The sequence below is a fragment of the Vagococcus sp. JNUCC 83 genome, assembly GCF_053667615.1.
This window is the reverse complement of the sequence record NZ_CM132204.1, coordinates 538,016-562,171: the sequence shown is the minus strand read 5'-3', so window position 1 is coordinate 562,171 and position 24,156 is coordinate 538,016. Positions and strand designations below refer to the sequence as shown.

24 protein-coding genes and 1 tRNA gene are annotated in these 24,156 nt (G+C 33.7%); 5 read left to right on the top strand and 20 right to left on the bottom strand.

Translation table 11 applies throughout. The features are described 5' to 3' along the window. Positions 1 to 86: 86 nt before the first annotated feature. The 8 genes from JNUCC83_RS02645 to rpoN form a co-directional block, all read right to left on the bottom strand. A complete protein-coding gene (locus tag JNUCC83_RS02645; RefSeq protein ID WP_454460695.1) occupies positions 87 to 941 on the bottom strand; it encodes a MurR/RpiR family transcriptional regulator in 855 nt (284 codons plus the stop codon). 334 nt (positions 942 to 1,275) lie between these two features. Continuing rightward, on the bottom strand, positions 1,276 to 2,577 hold the full coding sequence (gene eno / locus JNUCC83_RS02640) for a surface-displayed alpha-enolase (protein ID WP_454460694.1): 1,302 nt from the start codon (positions 2,575 to 2,577) through the stop codon (positions 1,276 to 1,278). Between the two features lie 103 nt (positions 2,578 to 2,680). After that, positions 2,681 to 4,207, bottom strand: coding sequence for a 2,3-bisphosphoglycerate-independent phosphoglycerate mutase (gene gpmI / locus JNUCC83_RS02635; RefSeq protein WP_454460693.1), 1,527 nt, complete (start codon positions 4,205 to 4,207; stop codon positions 2,681 to 2,683). Position 4,208: 1 nt separating this feature from the next. Then, positions 4,209 to 4,964 (bottom strand): triose-phosphate isomerase, encoded by a 756-nt coding sequence (gene tpiA / locus JNUCC83_RS02630; protein ID WP_454460692.1) that lies wholly within the window; start codon positions 4,962 to 4,964, stop codon positions 4,209 to 4,211. A gap of 22 nt (positions 4,965 to 4,986) precedes the next feature. Then, positions 4,987 to 6,174, bottom strand: coding sequence for a phosphoglycerate kinase (locus JNUCC83_RS02625; protein WP_454460691.1), 1,188 nt, complete (start codon positions 6,172 to 6,174; stop codon positions 4,987 to 4,989). Between the two features lie 91 nt (positions 6,175 to 6,265). Further along, positions 6,266 to 7,270, bottom strand: a complete 1,005-nt coding sequence (gene gap, locus JNUCC83_RS02620; protein WP_079348009.1) for a type I glyceraldehyde-3-phosphate dehydrogenase — start codon at positions 7,268 to 7,270, stop codon at positions 6,266 to 6,268. A gap of 43 nt (positions 7,271 to 7,313) precedes the next feature. Then, on the bottom strand, positions 7,314 to 8,351 hold the full coding sequence (locus tag JNUCC83_RS02615; protein ID WP_454460690.1) for a sugar-binding transcriptional regulator: 1,038 nt from the start codon (positions 8,349 to 8,351) through the stop codon (positions 7,314 to 7,316). Positions 8,352 to 8,526: 175 nt separating this feature from the next. Further along, complete coding sequence (gene rpoN / locus JNUCC83_RS02610) at positions 8,527 to 9,870, bottom strand: RNA polymerase factor sigma-54 (protein ID WP_454460689.1); 1,344 nt, start codon at positions 9,868 to 9,870, stop codon at positions 8,527 to 8,529. Positions 9,871 to 9,932: 62 nt separating this feature from the next. Here rpoN and JNUCC83_RS02605 point away from each other — a divergent pair. The 3 genes from JNUCC83_RS02605 (at position 9,933) to JNUCC83_RS02595 (ending at position 11,304) form a co-directional block, all read left to right on the top strand. Beyond that, positions 9,933 to 10,004, top strand: a tRNA-Arg gene (locus JNUCC83_RS02605). A 179-nt stretch (positions 10,005 to 10,183) separates the two neighbouring features. Continuing rightward, entirely contained in the window at positions 10,184 to 10,777 is a 594-nt protein-coding gene (gene clpP / locus JNUCC83_RS02600) for an ATP-dependent Clp endopeptidase proteolytic subunit ClpP (RefSeq protein ID WP_454460688.1), read from the top strand. An 11-nt stretch (positions 10,778 to 10,788) separates the two neighbouring features. Further along, complete coding sequence (locus JNUCC83_RS02595) at positions 10,789 to 11,304, top strand: thioredoxin domain-containing protein (RefSeq protein WP_454460687.1); 516 nt, start codon at positions 10,789 to 10,791, stop codon at positions 11,302 to 11,304. 141 nt (positions 11,305 to 11,445) lie between these two features. On the opposite strand, the gene rbsU is transcribed toward JNUCC83_RS02595, so the two are convergent. The 4 genes from rbsU to rbsR form a co-directional block, all read right to left on the bottom strand. Next, positions 11,446 to 12,324, bottom strand: coding sequence for a ribose/proton symporter RbsU (rbsU, locus tag JNUCC83_RS02590; protein WP_454460686.1), 879 nt, complete (start codon positions 12,322 to 12,324; stop codon positions 11,446 to 11,448). Between the two features lie 31 nt (positions 12,325 to 12,355). Next, positions 12,356 to 12,751 (bottom strand): D-ribose pyranase, encoded by a 396-nt coding sequence (gene rbsD / locus JNUCC83_RS02585; protein ID WP_454460685.1) that lies wholly within the window; start codon positions 12,749 to 12,751, stop codon positions 12,356 to 12,358. Beyond that, positions 12,751 to 13,665, bottom strand: coding sequence for a ribokinase (rbsK, locus tag JNUCC83_RS02580; RefSeq protein ID WP_454461312.1), 915 nt, complete (start codon positions 13,663 to 13,665; stop codon positions 12,751 to 12,753). The genes rbsD and rbsK overlap by 1 nt, the downstream gene beginning before the upstream one ends. A 95-nt stretch (positions 13,666 to 13,760) precedes the next feature. Beyond that, positions 13,761 to 14,753, bottom strand: a complete 993-nt coding sequence (gene rbsR / locus JNUCC83_RS02575) for a ribose utilization transcriptional repressor RbsR (protein WP_454460684.1) — start codon at positions 14,751 to 14,753, stop codon at positions 13,761 to 13,763. A gap of 76 nt (positions 14,754 to 14,829) precedes the next feature. Between rbsR and JNUCC83_RS02570 the strand changes: the two genes are divergently transcribed. After that, positions 14,830 to 15,039, top strand: a complete 210-nt coding sequence (locus JNUCC83_RS02570; RefSeq protein WP_454460683.1) for a hypothetical protein — start codon at positions 14,830 to 14,832, stop codon at positions 15,037 to 15,039. A 26-nt stretch (positions 15,040 to 15,065) separates the two neighbouring features. On the opposite strand, the gene JNUCC83_RS02565 is transcribed toward JNUCC83_RS02570, so the two are convergent. Continuing rightward, a complete protein-coding gene (locus JNUCC83_RS02565; protein ID WP_454460682.1) occupies positions 15,066 to 15,620 on the bottom strand; it encodes a GNAT family N-acetyltransferase in 555 nt (184 codons plus the stop codon). A gap of 84 nt (positions 15,621 to 15,704) precedes the next feature. Here JNUCC83_RS02565 and JNUCC83_RS02560 point away from each other — a divergent pair, with 84 nt between their 5' ends. Continuing rightward, a complete protein-coding gene (locus JNUCC83_RS02560; protein ID WP_454460681.1) occupies positions 15,705 to 16,586 on the top strand; it encodes a helix-turn-helix domain-containing protein in 882 nt (293 codons plus the stop codon). On the opposite strand, the gene JNUCC83_RS02555 is transcribed toward JNUCC83_RS02560, so the two are convergent. The 7 genes from JNUCC83_RS02555 to folE form a co-directional block, all read right to left on the bottom strand. Then, positions 16,579 to 18,726 carry a DUF4129 domain-containing transglutaminase family protein gene (locus JNUCC83_RS02555; RefSeq protein WP_454460680.1) on the bottom strand — a complete coding sequence of 716 codons (2,148 nt, stop codon included), beginning with the start codon at positions 18,724 to 18,726 and terminating at the stop codon, positions 16,579 to 16,581. The genes JNUCC83_RS02560 and JNUCC83_RS02555 overlap by 8 nt on opposite strands. Beyond that, entirely contained in the window at positions 18,726 to 19,754 is a 1,029-nt protein-coding gene (locus JNUCC83_RS02550) for a DUF58 domain-containing protein (protein ID WP_454460679.1), read from the bottom strand. The genes JNUCC83_RS02555 and JNUCC83_RS02550 overlap by 1 nt, the downstream gene beginning before the upstream one ends. Before the next feature lie 3 nt (positions 19,755 to 19,757). After that, positions 19,758 to 20,684, bottom strand: coding sequence for an AAA family ATPase (locus tag JNUCC83_RS02545; RefSeq protein WP_454460678.1), 927 nt, complete (start codon positions 20,682 to 20,684; stop codon positions 19,758 to 19,760). A gap of 223 nt (positions 20,685 to 20,907) precedes the next feature. Continuing rightward, positions 20,908 to 21,933 carry a threonine aldolase family protein gene (locus JNUCC83_RS02540; RefSeq protein WP_454460677.1) on the bottom strand — a complete coding sequence of 342 codons (1,026 nt, stop codon included), beginning with the start codon at positions 21,931 to 21,933 and terminating at the stop codon, positions 20,908 to 20,910. A 312-nt stretch (positions 21,934 to 22,245) separates the two neighbouring features. Further along, on the bottom strand, positions 22,246 to 23,022 hold the full coding sequence (gene folP / locus JNUCC83_RS02535; RefSeq protein WP_454460676.1) for a dihydropteroate synthase: 777 nt from the start codon (positions 23,020 to 23,022) through the stop codon (positions 22,246 to 22,248). Position 23,023: 1 nt separating this feature from the next. Next, positions 23,024 to 23,578, bottom strand: coding sequence for a non-canonical purine NTP pyrophosphatase (locus JNUCC83_RS02530; protein WP_454460675.1), 555 nt, complete (start codon positions 23,576 to 23,578; stop codon positions 23,024 to 23,026). Between the two features lie 14 nt (positions 23,579 to 23,592). Then, complete coding sequence (gene folE / locus JNUCC83_RS02525) at positions 23,593 to 24,156, bottom strand: GTP cyclohydrolase I FolE (protein WP_454460674.1); 564 nt, start codon at positions 24,154 to 24,156, stop codon at positions 23,593 to 23,595.

Below are 24,156 nucleotides of genomic sequence, written 5' to 3'. Positions count from 1 at the left end.
ACGACTTTTTTAGTTATAGTTTAATTTGAAACATATTGATAAAGTTCTATCAATTTCTTTTTAAACTCTAGTCAAACATGATAGATTTATATCAAATCAGTATTCATTTTCTGATAATTTGTTACTTTATACTCTAAATTTCTTTCATAATCTCGACTAAATAGTTCTGCATATAATAAATCAAGAGTCATTAATAGTGAAAATCGTGTCGAAAATGACGACAATTTATTATAATGATTTTCAACGGAACTCATATAAAGTTTAATATCAGCATATTCGACTAATCGGTTTTGTTGAGCTGATGTTATCAAAATAATCGGCGTCTGATTGTTTACTAATAATTCAACAACTGCTTGTGTTGTATGTGCTCTTCCTCCGTAAGAAATGACTAGAGCGACATGTTCAGGTGTACTATTTGCCGCATATAAACGTTGTAGATAATCTTCTTCGGGAACTTGTATCACATGTCCTATTTCTTGTACTTGAAACTGAAAATTTTGTGCAAAATATATATTACCAGCTGATGTATATATATCTACTTGTTTGGCTTGAAGCATTAAATCTACTGCTTCTTTTAAAGAAGAAGCATGACTCATTTTTTTCGTCTCTAATAACGTTTTCTGATAAAGTTTATCCATCGCTTCAATCATTGATTCCGTAGACTCTAATTTGTTAATTGGATAGTCAATATTTATCTGATGTAAATCACTTGACTCATCGGATATAGACTGTGCTAAAGCCACTTTAAACTCATTAAATCCAGGTTGATTAATCTTTTTTAGTAATCTATAAACCGTTGCAATCGAAACAAACGACTTTTCCGATAACTCCTTGGGTGATAATTCAATAACTTCTTTGGAATGAGTCAATATATAATCAATTAATGCTTTTTCATTTGGTGTTGTATTGCCCAAACCGTTTAATTTTTCTAAGATTGCCATACATCAGCCTCCTTTTTTATTCACTGTAAAAATTCTATCATAAAATTTTGATAAACTATTTTTTAATTGTCAAAATAATCGATAAACTAATCAAAACTCTTCTAAAACATCTTTAATTTACATAATTCAACTTCCTTTATCCAAATTATTATAAAAAAAAATAAAAAGTTCTGTATTTCTAAATAGACGTATTCCTTATTTAACAATACATATCATGTCTATAACTAATAAAAATTGGTATCATTTATATAAAAAAAGACCCTTCAAAAGAAGAGTCTTCATTACGTCCGAACAGTTTTAATTCCATTAGAATAAGCTTTATTTAAACTTTTAATTATTTGTTTTTTAAGTTGTAGAATGAAGCTAAACCTTTGTATTCAGCAACTTCACCTAATTGGTCTTCAATACGTAATAATTGATTGTATTTAGCAATACGGTCAGTACGAGAAAGAGAACCAGTTTTGATTTGTCCAGCGTTTGTTGCAACTGCGATATCAGCAATTGTTGAATCTTCAGTTTCACCAGAACGGTGAGATACAACAGCTGTAAATCCAGCTTCTTTAGCCATTTCGATAGCATCAAATGTTTCTGTTAATGTACCAATTTGGTTAACTTTGATTAAGATTGAGTTACTTACGCCCATTTCAATACCACGAGAAAGAATTTCAGTGTTTGTAACGAATAAATCGTCACCAACTAATTGAACTTTTTCGCCTAAACGTTCAGTCAATAGTTTCCAACCATCCCAGTCGTTTTCATCCATACCATCTTCAATAGTGATGATTGGGTATTTGTTAACTAATTCTTCTAAGTAATCTACTTGTTCAGCAGCAGTACGTTTTGCAGCACCTTCGCCTTCAAATTTAGTATAGTCATATACACCATTTTCGTAGAATTCTGAAGCAGCACAGTCAAAACCAATTCTAATGTCTTTTCCTGGAACATATCCAGCAGCTTTGATTGCTTCTAAAATTGTTTCAACACCGTCTTCTGTTCCTTCAAAACGAGGGGCAAATCCACCTTCATCACCAACAGAAGTTTCTAATCCACGAGATTTTAAGATTTTAGCTAATGCGTGGAATACTTCAGCACCCCAACGTAAAGCTTCTTTAAATGTAGGAGCTCCTACAGGAACAATCATAAATTCTTGGAAAGCAATTGGTGCATCAGAGTGAGAACCACCATTAATGATATTCATCATTGGAGTAGGTAATACTTTAGTATTAAATCCTCCTAAGTAATGATATAAAGGTACTTCTAAGTAGTCAGCTGCAGCGCGAGCACATGCAATAGACACACCTAAAATAGCGTTAGCTCCTAATTTTCCTTTGTTTGGAGTTCCGTCTAATTCGATCATACGACGGTCAATTCCCATTTGGTCTCTTACGTCGTAACCAATTAATTGTTCTGCGATGATGTTATTTACGTTATCAACAGCTTTTAAAACACCTTTACCTAAATAACGAGATTTATCTCCATCACGTAATTCAACAGCTTCGTGTTCACCAGTTGACGCACCAGAAGGCACCATACCGCGACCAAAAGCACCACTTTCTGTGTAAACTTCTACTTCAATAGTTGGGTTACCACGTGAATCTAAGACTTCGCGAGCATAAATATCTGTAATAATTGACATTAACATTTCTCTCCTTTAGGAATATTGTTTTTATAGCTATGGAAGGAATCTTCCATAATCATTGTACCATTTTCACGTATACTTTCAATTAAAAGCCCGTGAATTATTTAATTAATGACTCACCTGTCATCTCTTCAGGTTTTTCAATACCTAAAAGATCTAACATTGTTGGAGCCACATCTGCTAAACGACCACCATCTCTAAGAGTTGCGCCAGCTTTTGTAACAATTACAGGGACTGGTACAGTCGTATGAGCTGTATGTGGGTTTCCTTCTGGTGTTGTCATTGTTTCTGAGTTACCATGATCGGCAAATATGATAGCAGCTCCACCTTTAGCAATGATTGCATCTACCACTTTACCTAAACATTCATCAACAGCTTCAATGGCTTTAATCGCTGCTTCTAAAATACCTGAATGACCTACCATATCAGGGTTGGCAAAGTTTAAGATAATCGCATCATGTTTATCTGCTTTAATATCTGCAAGTAACGCGTCTGTTACTTCATAAGCACTCATTTCAGGTTGTAAGTCATATGTTTCAACTTTTGGTGAGTTGATTAAGATACGACTTTCGCCTGGAAATTCTTCGTTACGACCACCATTCATAAAGAATGTTACGTGAGGGTATTTTTCAGTTTCAGCAATTCTTAATTGTTTTAAGCCTGCATCTGATAATACTTCTCCTATCACATTTTTCATTTCAATTGGAGGAAATGCTACTTCTGCTACAATGCTTGGATTATATAAAGTCATTGTCACAAATTTAACATTTTCAGGATGATTTTTACGTTCAAAGTGTTCCCACTCTTTATCAGTAAAAGCATTTGATAATTGAATGGCGCGGTCTGGTCTAAAGTTAAAGAAAATAACAGAATCATCATCTTTTACTTGTCCGACTGGCTTACCGTTTTCTTCAATTACAACTGGCACTAAGAACTCATCATTTACTTTATTATCATAAGATTCTTGGATAGCTTGTAATGGATCAGTCGCTTTCACGCCAAGGCCATCAACAATTGCTTCATAAGCTTTTGCTACACGTTCCCAACGTTTATCTCTATCCATTGCATAGAAACGTCCAGAAACTGTCGCAACTTTTCCGTAATCTAATTCTTTCATGACTTTAAGTAATTCTTCCATGTAGCCATAAGCTGAAGTTGGTGCTACGTCACGACCATCTAAGAAAGCATGTACGTAAGTTTCTTTTACGCCGCTATCTTTTGCCATTTTTAAAAGGGCGTATAAATGGTTTTGATGACTATGAACCCCACCATCAGATAATAGACCAAATAAATGAAGCGCAGAGTCATTGTCTAACGCATGTTGAATCCCATTATTTAGGGCAACATTTGTTTGAAACTCTTTGTCCTCGATTGCTTTGTCAATACGAGTTAAACTTTGATAAACTATACGGCCCGCACCAATATTAGTGTGTCCAACTTCAGAGTTTCCCATTTGACCATCAGGTAATCCTACATCTAAACCAGATGCTTTTAATGTGTTGTGAGGATAGTTATTCCAATAACGATCAAAGTTAGGTGTATTCGCTTGTGCAACAGCATTACCTGTAACTTCATCACGTTTACCATAACCATCTAATATAATAATTGCTACTGGTGCTTTTTCCATATTAGTTTAATGCCTCCAATAATGCTAAGAATGAATCAGGTTGTAAGCTTGCGCCACCTACAAGTGCTCCGTCAACATTTTCTTTAGCCATGTATTCAGCGATATTTTCAGGTTTAACTGATCCACCATATTGAATACGAACTTTTCCAGCTACGTCATCTGAATAAAGATCTGCAACTGTTTGACGAACAACACCACAGATATTATCAGCGATTGTTGCGTCAGCAGATTTACCAGTTCCAATAGCCCAGATTGGTTCATAAGCAATAACTAAGTTAGATACTTGGTCAGCTGTTAAACCTTCTAATGCTGCAGTAATTTGTCCTTTAATCCATTCAGCAGTTTTACCTGCTTCATAAGTTTCTAAAGATTCACCACAACATACGATTGGTGTCATGTTGTGAGCGATGATTGCTTTTGCTTTTTTATTGATATCTTCATCAGTTTCGTGGAAATACTCACGACGTTCAGAATGACCAATAATCACATAGTCAACACCTAAATCTTCTAGAGCTGCTGGAGAAGTTTCACCAGTGAACGCTCCATTGTCTTCAAAGTAACAGTTTTGTGCGGCAATTTTTAAATCAGTTCCTTTAGCAATATCAACTAAATCTGTTAAAAATAAAGTTGGTGCACCAATCACTGAATCCACTACATCGTTACTTGGGATTTTATTTTTTACTGCTTCAGCAAAATCACGTGCTTCTGAAACAGTTTTGTTCATTTTCCAGTTTCCTGCAATAATAGGTTTACGCATGTTCTCGACTCCTTAATTAGTCTTATTTATCTGAGATAGATTCTACACCTGGTAATTTTTTACCTTCAAGGTACTCAAGTGATGCGCCACCACCTGTTGAAATATGAGTGAATTTATCAGCAAATCCTAATTGAATTGCAGCAGCTGCTGAATCTCCACCACCAATAATAGTCGTAGCATCTTTTAAGTTTGCGATTGCTTCACATACACCAATTGTACCTTTAGCAAATGTAGGTAATTCAAAGACTCCCATTGGACCATTCCAAACAACTGTTTTAGCACCTTGTAGTTCTTTAGTGAATAATTCAATTGTTTTTGGACCAATATCTAATCCTTCTAAGTTATCAGGAATATTACTTTCATGAATTTCAGTTGGTGCATCATTATCAAAGTCTGGTGCACATACTGTATCCACTGGTAAGATAATTTTTCCGTTTGCTTTTTCAAGTAATTCTTTTGCTAAATCAACTTTGTCTGGTTCACAAATTGATTTACCGATATTTTTCCCTTGAGCTTTGTAGAATGTATAAGTCATCCCACCACCAATAAGAATTTTATCCGCTTTGTCAATTAAGTTTTCAATGACACCAATTTTATCAGAAACTTTTGCTCCACCTAAAATTGCCACAAATGGACGTTTAGGATTATCTACGGCTTCACCGATAAATTTGATTTCTTTTTCCATTAAATAACCTGCCGCTGAAGGTAAGTTAGATGCAATACCTACGTTTGAAGCGTGCGCTCTATGAGCCGTACCAAACGCATCATTTACAAATACATCACCTAATGAAGCCCAGTATTTACCTAATTCTGGATCATTTTTGCTTTCTTTTTTGCCATCAACATCTTCAAAACGAGTGTTTTCAACCACTAACACATCGCCATCTTTCATTTCACTGATTGCTTTTTCAAGTTCAGCGCCACGAGTTTCAGGTACGAAAGAAACTGGTTTATCTAGTAATTCTGATAGGCGAGCAGCAACTGGTTCTAATGATTTGCCCTCTTTATCCTCTTCAGTTTTTACACGACCTAAATGAGAGAAAAGAATTGCTTTTCCTCCATGTTCGATAACGTAATTAATTGTTGGTAAAGCAGCAACAATACGGTTATCATTTGTAATTTTTCCATCTTTAATTGGAACGTTAAAATCAACACGTATTAAGACTTTTTTACCATTTAATTCTAAATCTTCAACTGTTCTTTTTGCCATGCTTATTGACGCCTCCTTATTGAATTAACAAAAAAAGCGAGAAAGCGCGATTGCTTCCCCGCTTCGATAATCTTGATAGGGTGTATTAAGATTAAGCTAATGATGCAAAGTATTGTAAAGTACGAACTAATTGAGCAGTGTATGACATTTCGTTATCATACCAAGAAACAGTTTTAACTAATTGTTTGTCGCCAACTGTCATAACTTTAGTTTGAGTTGCATCAAATAATGATCCGTAAGTCATACCAACGATATCAGAAGATACGATTGGGTCGATTGTGTAACCGTAAGATTCGTTAGCAGCTTTTTCCATTGCTTCGTTAACTTCTTCAACAGTAACTTGTTTGTCTAAAACTGTAACTAATTCAGTTAAAGAACCAGTTGCAACAGGAACACGTTGAGCAGCTCCGTCTAATTTTCCATTTAATTCTGGAATAACTAAACCGATTGCTTTAGCAGCACCAGTTGTGTTTGGTACGATGTTTTCAGCCGCTGCACGAGCACGACGGAAGTCACCTTTTGGATGTGGTCCATCTAATGTCATTTGGTCACCAGTATATGCGTGAATTGTTGTCATTAACCCTTCAACAATACCAAAGTTTTTGTTTAATGCGTCTGCCATTGGTGCAAGACAGTTTGTTGTACATGAAGCACCTGAGATAACTGTTTCTTTACCAGTTAAGATTTCATGGTTAGTGTTATAAACGATTGTTGGAACGTCATTTCCACCAGGAGCAGAGATAACAACACGTTTAGCACCAGCTTGTAAATGTAATTCTGCTTTTTCTTTAGATGTAAAGAATCCAGTACATTCTAAAACGATGTCTACGCCTAATTCTCCCCATGGTAATTCAGCTGGGTTAGCGTTAGCAGTTACTTTAACTTCTTTTCCGTTTACTTTGAAAAATCCGTCATGAACTTCAACGTCACCATTGAAACGTCCTTGAGTTGTATCATATTTTAATAAATGAGCCAACATTTGTGCATCTGTTAAGTCATTGATTGCTACAACTTCTAATCCTTCAACTTCTTGAATACGACGGAATGCTAAGCGTCCGATACGTCCAAAACCATTAATACCTACTTTAACTGTCATGTGAGATTTCCTCCTTTAGAAAATCGAAAAAAATTTATTTATTTTAAAGAGTTTCCTCTTTTAAAATCTGTTTAGCAGCTCCCTCATCTGTGATTAGCCACGTTTGTTTAGGAGCGTTTTTGATGTATGCTTCAATTGCACGAGCTTTTGTTTTACCACCAGCAACGGCAATCACATACGGTATTTTTTGAAGATCTTTCATTTGAAGACCGATTCGAGGTATTTTATAGACGACCTCTCCGTCTTGGTTGAAGAAGTAACCAAACGATTCGGCAACTGCTCCTTCATTAGAAAGCATTGCTAAATCACTTGCACTCATGTTACGGCGTTTTGCCATATGGAGTGCTCTTCCTATACTGTGAATGACAACGTTCGATTTAGAAATCAATTCCAAAACACGCTGGACTGTCGGTTCATGTAAAAGTAACTCATAAGTTTCAGAACTGACTTGCTCTGGAACATATAGAACTTTAAATTCACCACCAGTTTGTTCTGCCATGGTTGCACTTATAGAATTAGCTTGAGTTTGGATAGTTTCACCAATCCCTCCTCTTGCTGGAACAAAAATATTATGTCTTTCAGGTGTTTCTAGTTTGTACATGGATTGACTAACTGTTGCCATTGTTGTCCCACCCATAACGGCAATTACATTTTCACCATCTGGTAAACGTGCCGAAAGAATATCGGAAATTAATTCTCCAAATTTTTCTAACACCTTGCTTTCAACATCGCTATCTCCTGGTGTAATCAAACACCTTTCGATTCCAAGTTTACTTGCAAGTTTTTTTTCAAGGACACGATTGCCCGTTTGCTCTGCCATGACTATTTCTAAATCACTATAAAGACTTAACCCTTTTTCAGTAAGCGACATCCCAATTTTAGATACCTCTATCAAACTTAGCTGTTTTAAAACTTCTGTTTCACTTCGAAGTATCCGCTCAGTTAAATTTACCTTTTCAGATAACTTTCTTCGTCCAACTGGTTGATTCCAATAGATATTCCGTAATATACGAAACCGTTGTTCAATCACTTGAATCATGTCAGGAGCAATCTGTTCAATAATATCAAAATCATTGCTCATAGATTATACTCCCCAACCTCAGGGACATTTAAAGTCCAATGTAGACTTTTTTTGACCCACATATTGTATTTTTATAGGGCTGATGCAAAATACTTAACTATTTCGTCCAACCCTTACACGCTTATAATAACAAGTCTTGATAAATAATACAAGTCTGACACTCAACTTTTTTATATTAATCATCAAATCTCTTTCGTTTCGATGAAGATTGAATCCCCAATTCTTCTCGGTACTTGGCAACAGTCCGCCGAGAGATATCGATTCCTTGTTCATGTAGATAATTTACAATTTTTTGATCTGACAAAGGTTTGGCTTTATTTTCACTATTAATTAACTCTTTTATTGTTTCTTTTATCCTGCTAGTTGCCACAAAACTTTCCGAATTTTTTTGTTCTAACCCTGTCGTAAAGAAACTACGCAATTCAAACACACCAAAATCTGTTGTCAGATATTTACCATTAACTGCTCGGCTTATAGTTGATTCATGTAACGATAGTTCAGTGGCTAAATCTTTCAGCTTCATCGGTTTAAGAGGATGCGTACTTTCAAAGAAAAAATCAGATTGCTTTTTAACAATCTCTTCCCCAACTCTGAGTATTGTATCGCCACGTTGCTCTAAAGATTTCTTTATCCATTCAAATTCTGATTTTTTTTCCTTTAAATACGTTTCTACTTCTTTTCCACCTTCTCGTGACATTTTTTCAAAATAACTTGATTGAAAACTGACTTTAGGTTTTCCTACTTTAGTAGATGAAACAGAAATATTCTTATTTTTTTTATCTACTTTAACCACCAAATCAGGATATATCAGGCTATTTTCATACGATTGACATATTGTTCCAGGATTTGGATCTAATTTTTTAATATAGTCAAATATTTCTTGTATATCTGATAAACTAATCCCTAATTTTTTTTCAATTCTTTGCCATTTACGGTTTGCTAACTCGTCAAAGTATTCTTCAAGGACTAGATAAGCTTGGTTAGGTGCTTCATCATCTCTCTCGGTTTGAAGCATTAAACATTCTTGCAGTCTCCTAGCCCCAACTCCAGCTGGTTCTAACATCTGTATTAACGTGAGTGCATCTAATACTTCAATATACGAGGCTTGCGTTATTTTTGTTGCTTCTTCTATAGATAATGTTAAATAACCATTTGTATCGATAAACTCTACTAAAAACAAACTTAGCTTCCTTAATGGTGTATCTCGATAATTTAAATGGATTTGTTCAATAAGATAATGAAATAATGATTGAGTACTTTCTGGAATTTGATTCATCCAATCCATTTTGCCATCATCTTGTCCATTAGTAGAATAACTTGATTCTAATATTGGAAAATCCATTTCGGTAACGGTTACATCAATTAGTGGATTTTCCAGCGTTTTTTCGTTTAAAAAAGTTAGGAGTTCTTCTGTACCAAATTGCAGCATCTTTATTGATTGTTGAAGTTGTTGTGTCATTGCAAGCTTTTGAGTTTGGATCTGGCTTTGACCTTGTCGAAGATTTTGCGTAAACTTCATTATCTTTTCCTCCAATTCATCTTGCTATTTAAGTTTTTTTTGGTAAACTAGTACAAGTAGATGCGCCCTTAGTGTAGTGGATATCACGCAAGATTCCGGTTCTTGAGACGGGGGTTCGATTCCCTTAGGGCGTGTTGCTTTTGTTTTATGAAAGTATATCATATTTTAGCACACTATTTTTGAGGACAGATGTCCTTTTTATTTACTTTTAATTTTTTTGACCTTTGTTGACCTTTTTTGCGCTAAATTCTAGGTAGATTAAAAAGAGTGTGTTAAAATAATACAAGTAGCGTTACTTATAGGAGGAATTTATATGAATTTAATACCAACAGTTATTGAACAATCTGCTAGAGGTGAACGTGCTTATGACATTTATTCTCGTTTACTAAAAGATCGTATTATTATGTTAAGCGGTCCTATTGATGATAACGTCGCAAACAGTGTCATTGCACAGTTATTATTTTTAGATGCACAAGATCCAGAAAAAGACATCTATCTTTATATTAACTCACCAGGTGGAAGTGTTTCAGCAGGTCTTGCAATCTATGACACAATGAATTTTGTTAAATCAGATATTCAAACAATCGTACTTGGAATGGCTGCTTCAATGGGAAGTTTCCTATTATCTTCTGGAACTAAAGGGAAACGTTTTGCTTTACCAAATGCGGAGATCATGATTCATCAACCTTTAGGAGGAGCACAAGGACAAGCAACTGAAATTGAAATTGCTGCTCGTCACATTCTTAATACCAGAGAACGCCTAAATAAAATTCTAGCTGAAAACACTGGACAACCAATCGAAGTAATCGAAAAAGATACTGATAGAGATAACTTTATGTCAGCAGAAGATGCTAAAGAATATGGCTTAATTGACGAAGTTATGGTAAATAGTGCAGCACTTAAATAAGGAGATATTTTATGAGTACTAGTCAAATAGATACATCAAAGGTAAATAGCTCTGTTGGCATTAAAATCGGCAATGAACAAGCACAAAATGTCTTAATCGAATTTGTGAACCTACGTTGTCCATACTGTAAACAATGGTGGGAAGAAAAATTAGACTTAATCTCGCATGAAGTATCTATTGATAATCTTCATTACGTGATTAAATTATTTAACAAAACATCACCTAGCTTAATGTTAGGGAACGTTATGCATCAGTATGTCCCTACAGATGATTCTGCCATAGAGATAATCACTAAAATTTACGCCACACAAAGTGAGTGGGGCAACTTAGATTCTGTTAAAGAAGTTGAGACATTTGCCGAATCAACGTTAGGCTTAAAAAAACAAGACAACACGACTATGTTGCAAAATATTGTTAAAGAAACAATAGATGCTAACATTCGTTTTGTTCCAACTTTAATTGTAGATGATATCGATTTTGATCAAAAAATATCAAATGATGACTTTATCTCTTTATTTAAACATTAAAAAAACGAGGCTGACCCAAAAGTAAGTTTTTAAATGAAAATCACTAAACTAACAAAACAGAAATCCCATGAAGTCAGTGTTTTAATAAACTGATTTCATGGGATTTTTCTATTTTAAGACTTTTGGGTCAGCCTCGTTTTTTTATACTATCACTGTTAAAGTTGCTGCAACTAGAATTAAAACAAGTCCTAAAATAGTTATTTTCATTTCTTTCGATGTTTTCTTTTGTCCTAAAACCCATATACCAGTTAACGTTGCTAAAACAACAGAAGTTTGGGATAAAATAAACCCTGTTGCAAGACCATTCATATTAGGTTGAGCTGATATCAAATAAGTAAGAGCAGCAAAAGCAAAGAAAAAGCCTGAAATTATTTGTTTATATGATACAACTTGTGTTAAAGCATTCTCTTTTTCTTTCACAGCTATTATCAAACTATAAACAACCGCTACTAAAACCATACCAATAGCTTGAGGTAGAAAAGCACTTAAACCAGTTAGACTTGTTTCTTGTGGTGCAGCAGAATACAACCAATACCCTATTTCACCAATCGCTAAAATTATTACAGCTTTTTTAATATTATTTGTTTCCGTTGTATCTTTTTTCTCTGACCAAACCGTTAATCTGGCACCAATAATAATCAATACAAGTGCTAAAACGCCAACCAACTTATCTATCATTGTCGGCCAATTGCCTAGATGAACCACTCCCCATAAAGAAGCCACTATCAATTGAAATGCAGTTGTAATGGGCATAGCTCTTGATGAACCCACTAGCTCAAACGATTTAAATGTCAATATTTGAGCACTTGCCCAACCGATGCCAGATAAAATACCAAGAACCAAATCCATGCTTGTTGGTAATGTTACATCATTGACAAAAAATAATATAATCGCAAAAATCAGTGTACCTAGTGTAGAACCTACTATCTGATTGACTGGCTTTCCGCCAATTTTTGAAGCAATCGTTGGGTATAAACCCCAACCTAGTAATGGTCCTAACCCTATCAATAATGCTGTCATTTTTAAAAAATCCCCCTGGTAAATGTTTTAATTAAAATGTTACGCCACTTTCCAATAATATATTTGCGTAAGGTGTCATTTCACCTGTACGAATAAATGCATGTGTTTCAGACAATTTTCCCTTCATATCATTATGAGGTATGAATTCAATAGGTACATCTTTGAATCTTTCTTCAATGCTTAATAAAACAGTTGGATTAGCTGTCTTAATTTCTTCAGCTAGGAAAATTTTCTGTACCTCAAGTTCTTCTAAAACATTATCTAACACATCTAAAAAACTCGGAACGCCATTTGTTACTGCTAGATCAATTTTTTTAGTATCACGTGGCACTGGCATACCAGCATCTCCAATACTTAACAAGTCAAAATGACCCATATTAGCAATAACTTTTGATATTTCGCTATTAATAACAGCTGATTTTTTCATTAGTTAATCTCCTTTATTTCATTTTCAAATGGTATGGAAGGTTGTGCCCCGTATCTTTGAACAGTAAGCGATGAGGCCTTATTTCCATAATCAATCGCTTCAGCAATATTAGAAAAATCAGTTTCTAACCGACTAGCTAAAGCTCCAATAAATGTATCTCCAGCAGCAGTCGTATCAACTGCTTTAACTTTATATGCTGGGACAAATCCACAATGGTTATTATAATCAAAATATGCACCACGACGACCTAATGTGATAATCACTACCTCAATGCCTAAATCGTGTAATTTTTTTGCGGCAAGTTTTATTGATGTATCATCAGTTAGAGTAACCCCCGTAATTAGTTCAGTTTCTGTCTCGTTTGGAATGATTATATCTGTCAATGCTAATAGTTCTTTTGATATATCTTTCACAGCTGGTGCAGGATTTAAGATAGTCTTTACGTTTGATTTCTTGGCTAATTTAAAAGATTCGACTGTTCCAGTGATAGCACTTTCAAACTGTGAAATTAAAAAGTCACTCGATGAAATAGTGGATTCATATTCATTGGCCATGGCACCATCAATCTTGTTATTGGCTCCAGCATAAATCATGATACTATTTTCACCTGATTCATCGACCGTAATAAACGCTTGACCTGTTGATTCATTATCAATGGTTGTAATTCCAGAAACATCTATTTCTTCACCTTCAAGTAATTCTAACATCACTTTTCCGGCAGCATCGTTTCCTACAGCACCAATAAAAGATGTTTGCGCTCCTGAACGCTTGCTAGCTACAGCTTGATTAGCACCTTTTCCACCACCAGCAGTAAAATGTTCCATTGCATGAATTGTTTCTCCTGGCTTAGCCATTTCTTTAACTCGTAAAGTTGTATCAAGGTTAATACTCCCTATAATCGTTACATGATTCATCACACAGTTCCCCCTATTCATTTTTAATTAAAACGTTTTAGTAAAACGTTTTAATTTATCTTTCGAAAAAAATATAGCACACTTTGAAATAGTTTTCAAGGGTGTGCTACAGAAAAACGTTCTACTAATGAGACTGGTAATATAATTTCTGAAGATTCTTCATTAGGGGACTCTATCCGACTTATAAGAGTATTTGCTGTCTGTTGTCCTAGCTCAAAAATAGGTTGAGAGATTGTTGTTAATCCTGGTGAGACATATTCACTCATTTCGATATTATCATACCCCACTACACTATAGTCTCTTGGGACTTGTTTACCAGCATCGGTTAATCCAGTATAAACACCAAATGCAATTTCATCATTAGCAGCAAAAATAGCTGTTACGTTAGTCTTTAATAGTTGTTTAACTTGATTTTTACCACTTATTTTTGACAACTCTGTTGGGAAAAACTGAACGTCTCCTTCAAAGTTTTCTAAAAATCCTTGATATCTTTTTAAAATATTTGGGCTAGTTTTTTCAGGAAATAAAGCTGCTACAGATGTATGTTGGTATCTATTTAATAATTCAGCAACCAACATTCCTCCTTGGTAATCGTCCGTCCTAACAGAATCAATGGTTTTGGTCGTAACTTGTCGATCTAATTCGATTAATGGAATCTTTTGAAATAGCTCTTGATTTGATAATTCATTTAAAGAAATACCAGAACTGGCTAAAATCAATCCATCGACTCCTCGATGATTGAGCGCTTCGATAGCTTTTTTTCCTTTATCTAAATTCATATCTACGTTGCATAATATAGTCATAAAACCTGCACTAAATAATACATCTTCTATTCCTTTTACTAACGTTGCAAAAAATGGATTCGTTATATCTGGTACGATAATACCTATTGTTTGACTCTTTTTCATCACCATTCGGCGCGCAAAATAATCCGGTTCATATCCTAATGCATCCCGTGCAGTCATAACTTTTTTTACTGTATCTGGATGAAATTGTCTATTTTTTCCATTTAATATTTGAGAGACTGTCGTAATAGATACTCCCGAATATTTTGCGACATCTTTTATTGTTACTTTCTTATTCATCATATTTTTTTCCTTTACGTTATGCATTTCTATCAAAATGTGATACCCTGTATAGTATAATATAATAAGGAGATTAATTATGGGATGTCATTGTAAAAAAACATTGCCCTCAAAATTATTAATTGGCTTATCACTTATCATTATGACACTGTTTAACGACACGTCATATAGTCAATTAGCATTTAAAATAGGTGGAATTCTACAAGTAATAGGTATTCTTTGGTTTATGACGATTTATTTTTTTAATAAGAAAAATACTTGTCAAATAAAACAGATAACTAAGCGTTAATCACAAATTGATAACGCTTTTTATCTTTAACTGAAATAATCCTCATACGTCATACCGTATTTTACTACCTCAACGAATGGTTTATTTTTGAAATCAAAATAATAATCTTTTCCCAATAAAGTCATACCTATTTTTTTCATTACTTTTCCAGAACTAACATTAGAAGGATGATGACTCGCATAAACGACTTTCAATTTTAACTTTTCAAACGATAGCTCTAATAATTTTTGAGACACTTCTGGAACAATGCCTCTCCCCCAAAATTTTTGAGATAAAGCATAACCTATCGTAGCACAATGTTCGTCAAGCGATATATAATCAATTGTTCCAATTAATTTGTTGGTTTCTTTTAAAACAATGCCCCATTTCGTTAAATAATTTGGGATAAATATTTCCTCTATCACTCGTTTCGTTTCTTTTTTTGACTGATGAGCATTAAATTTGGTATACCTACTCACTTCTTCTACTCGACAATACTCATACATATCATCAATATCTTCTAACGTGATATTCCTCAAAATACATCGGGTTGTTTCCATTACTTGATTAGCCATTAGTATTTGATTCAATTGTTTTGTCATATTTTAATCCCCTTTTTTCAGCAAGATTGGTCAAAAAAATTGAGTTTTCTTGTGTTACACTTTTTTTATGGAGGAGGAAAGATGATGAACTATTCCAACGATGTATCTAAAGCCATCAAATACATCCAGCAACATATTTCAACAAAACTTACACTACAAGAAATATCCGAATTTGTAGGGTACTCTAGTTATCATTTTCATCGGCTTTTTAAGCATGAAACCGGATTATCTCTCTATGATTATATTAAACAACAACGATTAATACAATCAGCTATTTTATTAAAATACACAAATAGAAGGATTTTAGACATTGCTTTACAGGCTCAATTTACATCGCAAGAATCTTTTACACGTGCATTTAGAAAAGTATTCAACTTACCCCCTAAAAAATATCGTAAGCTCCATCAAACCATTATAAAACGAGGAGAAGAAGCTATGGAACAAACTAATAGTAATATAGATGGATGGTTTTTATCTGGAAATGCTAGAGGCAAATATCAAATAGACATTGATTCAAGTATGACACATATCAGCCAACAATCAGCCAAACTATTTTCAATTGCAGACAATTTTGAAGCAGAAGAGTTTGGAACGATTATGCAACAATTTAAAGCTAAAACATTTCTTAATAAACGGATTAAATTTTCCGCCTTTTTAAAGGCTGAACTAACAGCTGGATCTAGTGGCTTGTGGGTTCGAGTTGATTCGAAATATTATGATATGTTGGCATTTGATAACATGCAAGATAGATTAATCACTCAAACATCTGACTGGAATTATTATTCTTGTGTTCTTGATGTTCCTCTACAAGCTGATGTCATTAATATTGGTATTACTTTAGTTGGATCAGGATGTGTCTGGGTGAACGCCTGTCAATTTAAAGAAGTCTCCTTAAATGAAGACGTGACAGAAATTGCGCCTAGTCAATTTGTCCCAGATTTACCTGAACATCTAGATTTTAGCTAGATATTCTTTTTAATTTAATTAATGTCTTAGATAGTTTTAACATATCTTGAGCTTCTTGAGTTGTTAATCTTTCATCTTCCTTAGATCCGTAAACTATCCTCTCATATAGTTGGGTAAACTGAGAAAAAACTATTTCTATATGAGGATATTTCTGTCCAATATCCTCTGTATAGGCAGTCAAAGTCATACCCACATCTCTAGGTAAAAAGCTTTCTACTTGTTTTAACAGGATGGAATAGACTTTAGTGAGCGGCTGTTTTAGAATGTTTAAACTAACCCATAGCATGATGTAATAGCGGTATGTCAGACAGAATAAAATCATCGCAATAATTAATATCCACGCAACAATAGTACCTAATAATTTCATAAGACGTGTATTATCTTGAATAAGACGTTTTACTTGTGTCCACAAACTAACCTGTTTTTCTTGCTTGCTTTCTGTCGATTGAGTGGTTGACTCATCTGTTTGAGTCGTTGATTCTTTCGTTTTTTCTTGACTATTAGAAGGGGTTGTTTTTATTTCTTCTGTCTGTGTTTCAACTGTCTGAGCTCCATTGAATCTTGGAGTGGGCTCAAATGGTACCCAGCCACTGCCTTCAAAATATACTTCCACCCACGAATGGGCATTGGAATTTCGAATATTATAAACTTTGTCATCTCCATCACTTTCTCTTACTTCTCCTTGGTTAAACCCTTTTACCCATCTAGTAGGTATACCAATGGTTCTTAACATCACGCTCATGGCACTTGAAAAGTTATTACAGTAGCCTACTTTTGACTCAAATAAAAAAAATGAGACATAGTCAGAGTTATCTGGAACATGGCGCGTACCTGATTTTGAATAAGTATATTCACTCGATGTTTTTAAATGTGTTTCGACAGCCTTTACTTTATCATATAATGTGTCTTTATCTTGTGTTATTTCTTTTGTTAATTCTTCTATATTTTTAGATAAATCTTCTGGTAGCTGAAGATATTGATCATCTGGAATCACTAGTTCTGACTTTTTTAAGGATTCTTCAGTGTATATAGGAGAATAGATTGTCATAGAAATATCTCCAGAGTCTGACTTTTTACTCATATTGACTCGTCCTGATACATCATTATACTGATAGGTGGTATGATCCTTATTTTTTGATAAATCTATTTTCCCATAAGATATTGGTAAATAATTATCATTGTCATAAAAATGCATGGTTATTTTTTCGGGAGACATATAGTCATTTTTATACCCAGATGGCTCAATTAATAATGACTCAACTGATTGAAATTCAGGTATACCACTATCTGAATTTATCCAACCTTTTCCAGTATATTCAGCTTTACTATCAACGCGCCAGTACCGTGATTTTTTTTGCTTCACATCAAAAACTAAACTTTCATCATCTTTCACAGGCCCTCCTAACAAACTATCATCTTCACCAAATCCAGTCGTTGCCATAAACCTTAATTTATTATCATTAATAAATTTATAAAGCCCGCTTTCATCCACTCGCTGTCTTAAAGGAGTACTCAAACTAATAAGTGAACTTTTTATAGTAGAGGATTGCCCATAAATACTGATTAAACCAATAAAGACAACAATCGCTATATTTAACACGAATAACACATTGATTTGTATTACACTGCCAACCACTAATCGCTCTAATAAGTATAAACAAACAATTAACACTATGGGAATAGTTACTGATAGGTCGTTGAATTCATTTAAAAACAACAAATATCCCACGAAAAACACCATCTGGGGTGTGATTGTTTCTGTTGATATCTGCCACTCAATCATTAAAACAATCACTAATAAAATAATAGACATGACGATTAATGAATAGTGTTCTGTATATTGTTTAGTTATAAATGCCTGTAAATTACTTATCCAGTCAGTTATAAAAAAAGAAGAAGAATAAAAATAGCCAGAAAATGATAAACTATATAAACTAAAAATATAGATGGGTATATACAAAAGAAAACGTACCACGATGTAAGGAATCACACAGGCTACCACTGTCAAACTTCCCACAAATAAAAAAATTGCTTGGCTATTTTGAACATCAAAAACAGTCGCTATCTCATTAAGTGCAATTGAAAATATAAAAAATGTCAAAATGCCTAAAGGTAGATTTTCCTTAAAATACTTAATCATCACAAATCCCCACCTTCTTTTAAGTCTTTATAGGTAATCACTTGTATTGATATGTTTTGACTAGCTCTAACTATATTAATGTTATGTTGAATAGATTCTGTCATCTCTGGGATAAATAAAACCACATCGTTATTAATCCTGTTTAAAATGACAGATAAATCAATGGTTTCTGTTTTTCTAATAAGAGCAAAGGGAGTCATAGTTTCAACTGGTGTACTTTCTACGCCATCTCCTATTAAATAAAATGAAGTAGAATATGTATCAAATGATTCAAAAAACAAAAAATACACATCTAATAATACTTCAAAATAAAAACTAGCTTGCCCGAAAAAAACAAATACAGGAACTTCTTCTGTTTCGTTAGAAAATTCTTTCACCATTATTTCTTGATGTTTACTTGAGACTTTCCAATCCACTTGCTTCATCGAGTCACCATGATTATATGAACGGTATCCTTTTATATTAAATGACACATCACCAAATTGCTTAGCCACTACTGAAAAATCAATCATTTCTATTAAAGATTGAGGATTTTTTATGTATCTTGGGAGTATATACCAATCAACTGGTACTTTTTTATGATAACTAGACAACAATAAGTAAAACATATCACCAGAAACCAGTTCAATGTTAGCTAATTCATAATGCCCTCTCTTAGTCATTTTTATATGAAGTGACATCGTTTTTGTTTTTCCAGTATAACCATATAAATATTTTTGAAAATCGAGTTCTTCTATTGAAACTTTCAACACAGGAAAAAAAACAAATTTAGGCGTATTTTTTTTAACCGTTAAGTTAATTGATACCACATCATCTTTATTAATAAGTAAGTAATTATCAATTTCTACATCTACTTTTTTCACATCTGCCAGTTTAAAGCTGATTAATGAAGTAATCATAGTCAATAGCATGAACATTGTTAATATCCATCCAACCGTTGTCAAAAAAATTAGCGTGTAACACAAGACAATAAGAAAGATAATAAAGCATATGATGATGCTAACTGTATTTTTTAATTTATACGACATGACTCACCTCTTAACTGGAATATCAACTTTTTCTAAGATATCTTGTATAATATTATTTTGGTCTATTGACGTGACGTGTTTAAATTTTAAACGATGAGAAACGACAAAAGGAAAAATATATTGTAGATCATCTGGTAAAACAAAGTCCCGTCCATTAATTAGCGCGTATGCTTTAGCCGATTGGACTAAATCTTTACTCCCTCTTGGACTAACACCAAGCTCAATGGCTTGATGGTGCCTCGTAGCATGCACCAACTTTAAGGCATAGGTTGCTATCAACTCATTGATAAAAACACCTTCAACTTGTTTTTTTAATTGTTCAATATCAGATACATCAACGACTGGAAAAAGTTTAACTTTAGTTCTATCGTCACCCATTACTAATTTTAATTCATCTTCAAACGTTGGATATCCTATACTTAACTTCATCATAAAACGATCTAATTGAGCTTCGGGTAAATGATACGTTCCTTCATAGTCAATAGGATTTTGAGTTGCCAATACAAAAAAACTATCAGGTAGTGTATAGGTATGATTATCTATAGTAACGCGTTTTTCTGCCATTGCTTCAAGTAAGGCTGATTGTGTTTTTGGTGTGGTTCGATTGATTTCATCAACCAAACAAATCGTTGTAAAAATTGGTCCTGGATGGAAAACAAATTGTTGCTCAGACATATCAAAAATAGACACGCCTAAAATATCACTTGGTAATAAATCAGGTGTCGCTTGTATTCTGGTAAACTCAGTTTGTATTGTTTTGGCTAACGTTTTAACTAGCAGAGTTTTTCCAGTTCCTGGGACATCTTCAAATAACGCGTGTCCCCCAGCAAGTAAACAGGTTAACGTCAATTTAATAACATCATCTTTTCCTAAAACAACTTTTTTAACTTCATTGATTACTAAATTAATTTTTTCGATTGATTCTTGCATCAATTTTCTCCTTTAATTTCGTTAGCTTTAATATAGCATATTTTTAATTAATCATCATTTTTTAAAAGAGGCAAGCCATTATAAATAAAAGAGGCTGACCTAAAAGTTAGTTTTTAAATGAAAATCACTAAACTAACAAAACATAAATCCCATGAAATCAGTATTTTAATAAACTGATTTCATGGGATTTTTCTATTTTAAGACTTTTGGGTCAGCCTCTTCCTTATATATAAGATATTAATTCATCCACATTCTCTTCTAAGGTTCCCCAACACGTTACAAATCTCACGACCATATGATTTTCATCATACTGCTCCCATATAGCAAAGGATACAAGTTTTTTAAGTTTTTCAACTTGATCATTACTCATAATAATAAATTGTTGATTGGTTGGTGAATCAAAATACAATTGATACCCTTTATCTAAAAAAGCTTGTTTTAACTTTTGGGATAATCTTACAGCATGACGACTGATATCAAAATATAAATTATCTGTAAACAACTCTAAAAATTGCACCCCTAATAAACGACCTTTGGCAAGCAATCCTCCATGTTGTTTAATAATTGAAACAAATTGTTTTGGTTCATTATTTTTAGTAAAGACAACTGCCTCACCACATAAAGCACCAATTTTTGTCCCTCCAATATAAAATATATCACTCAACCGAGCAATGTCTTGAATGGTAACATCGCTTTGTTCACTAACCAATCCATAACCGAGTCTCGCCCCATCAATAAATAAAGGTAAATTATTTTCCTGACAAACAGAAGACAGCTCTTCAAGTTCATCATATGAATAAAGTGTCCCATATTCTGTAGGGTAAGAAATGTATACCATTCCTGGGGTCACCATATGCTCTTTCGTTTCATCTTGATTAAATCGCCTCAAATAATCCTCTACATCTTTAGCTGATATTTTTCCATCAATTGAGGGTAATGTTAAGACTTTATGCCCACTATATTCAATCGCTCCAGCTTCACGAACATTGATATGACCGGTCTCTGGTGCCAAGACTCCCTCATATTTATTAAGAAGCGAATCAATCACTATCTGATTCGTTTGCGTTCCACCAACTAGAAAACGAATGGAAGCATTTGGACACTCAATTAGTTCTTTTATTTTATCACTGGCTTTTTTTGAATAGGAATCTGATCCATAACCAAATTCTTGTTTCATGTTTGTCTCAATTAATCGATTTAGCACTTTTTCATGAGCACCTTCAAGGTAATCATTTGCAAATGATATCATCCAGGTACCTCCATTCTTTTTTATATCAAATTATAAAAACATATAGATATGACATATAATTTATATTTCTATATATTTAACAAAATTAAAAATATTTATTTTTTTGCCATCAAATATTAATTTTATGTTAATTTATTTACTGAATCAAGTCAAATCATTTTCATAGTAAAGATGGTGATTTCGATATTCTGAATAAGTTCTAAATGAACAATTATACAACAATATAATGTTGATACAATGGAAAAACACTCTCTTACTATGGAATTGAAATCAAGTAAAAAGACAAGTCAGTCGATTGATTTGTCTTTTTCATTACCTTTCCAACTTATTCCACACTTTTAATGTATCACACATTCCTTTTACATTATGGACTCGAACAATCTCAACGCCTTTTTCTATTGCATACAATGATGCTGCAACCGTACCAAAATCTCGTTCTTTGGGCTTGTCCTCATCTATTAAGTGAGCGATGGTTCTTTTTCGTGATACGCCATAAAGTAGAGGATAATTATTACAACGACACTTTTCTGGAAATGATAAAATTAACTCGTTATCCTCCATAGATTTATGAAAGCCAATTCCAGGGTCAAAGCAAATATTATCGAGCGAAATCTGATTCTCTTGACACTGTTTTATTTTTTCTTGATAAAATTCTTGTAAATCTGCAAAAATAGATAATTTCTTTTGACGCTCTCTTGAGTGCATAATAATTACTGGCACTCCATATCGTGAAACAACGTCAGCCATCCCTTCCATATCCATCCCTTTTACGTCATTAACAATATCAGCACCAGCTTCTATTGCTGCTTTAGCTACTTCAGGAAAATATGTGTCGATGGAGATTGGTATGTTACTAAAATGACGTATCTCTTTAATCACTGGTATGACACGTTTAACTTCTTCCTCAGGTGAAATTTCAATATAACCAGGTCGAGTAGATTGACCCCCAATATCGATAATATCAACACCATCCTCTATCATCTCTTTAGCATGAGCGATGGCTTGGTTGACTTGACTAAAGTCACCACCATCAGAAAAAGAATCAGGGGTTACATTTAATATCCCCATGACTGGTTTATCTTTAAACATCTTACCGCCTCCGTATTAACTCTTTAAACGCTTGAATTCTAGGACTTAATTCTTGTCGTTTCAAATGATTCATTAACGACAAGGCCCTATCGTAGCCTGTTGGAATTAAAATGGAATCAAATCCATACCCTCCACCATGTTGGATTGTTTTCGACACGATTCCTGTCAATTCTTTTTCTATAATGATCGGTTTATTTTCATTGGAATAAAAAACCAAACAGGCATAAAGCTTAAATCGTCTGTTTTCTTGATTTTCTAATAACATTAACAATTGTTCATTCATTTGTTCATCAGTTAACCCTTTTTCAAAAAAACGCGATGTCTGTATACCTAACTTATCTGGAAAAGCCAATAATTCAAGACCACCGTCATCACCAATAACTGGCTTATCAATCGTTTGTGATACTGTTTTTGCTTTAATTAATGCATTCTCTTGATAGGTTGAGCCGTTTTCTATAATAGTGATAGGATCACTATATAGACTATAAGATTCAATGATTTCTTTTGGAAAAGCTAACTGTAACTCCTGTATTTTTTTATGATTGTTACTTGCCATTATAAAACCCATGATTAGTCCAATGCCCTTAAAAAGTCATTTTTGACCTCTTTATCTTCTTTAAACACTCCTTGATAATGGAACGTTTTCGTCACGCTACCACGAGCCTTTACACCACGCATTGCCATACACATATGCTCAGCTTCTATAGATACAGCGACTCCTTTTGTTTTAACCTTTTCATTAATCAAATTAGCGATCTGAATGGTTAAATCTTCCTGAACATTTGGTCTTTTGGCACAAAACTCTACCATGCGGGCAACTTTACTTAATCCTAACACTTTATTGTCACTTGGAATGTAAGCAACGTGAGCTTTTCCAAAAAATGGCAATAAATGATGCTCACACATTGAATAAAACTCAATATCTTTCACTAACACCATATCGTCTTCATTTAAACTTGGAAACACTTTGTAATTTGTAAATTCTTTTTCTTGAACAGAGGAAAATACTTCAGCATACATTTTTGCGACACGTTTAGGCGTTTCTTTTAATCCATCACGATTAACATCTTCACCAATCGCTGTCAATATTGTTTTGACTGCTTCTTCTATTTGAATTTGTTTGTCCCGTTCCAT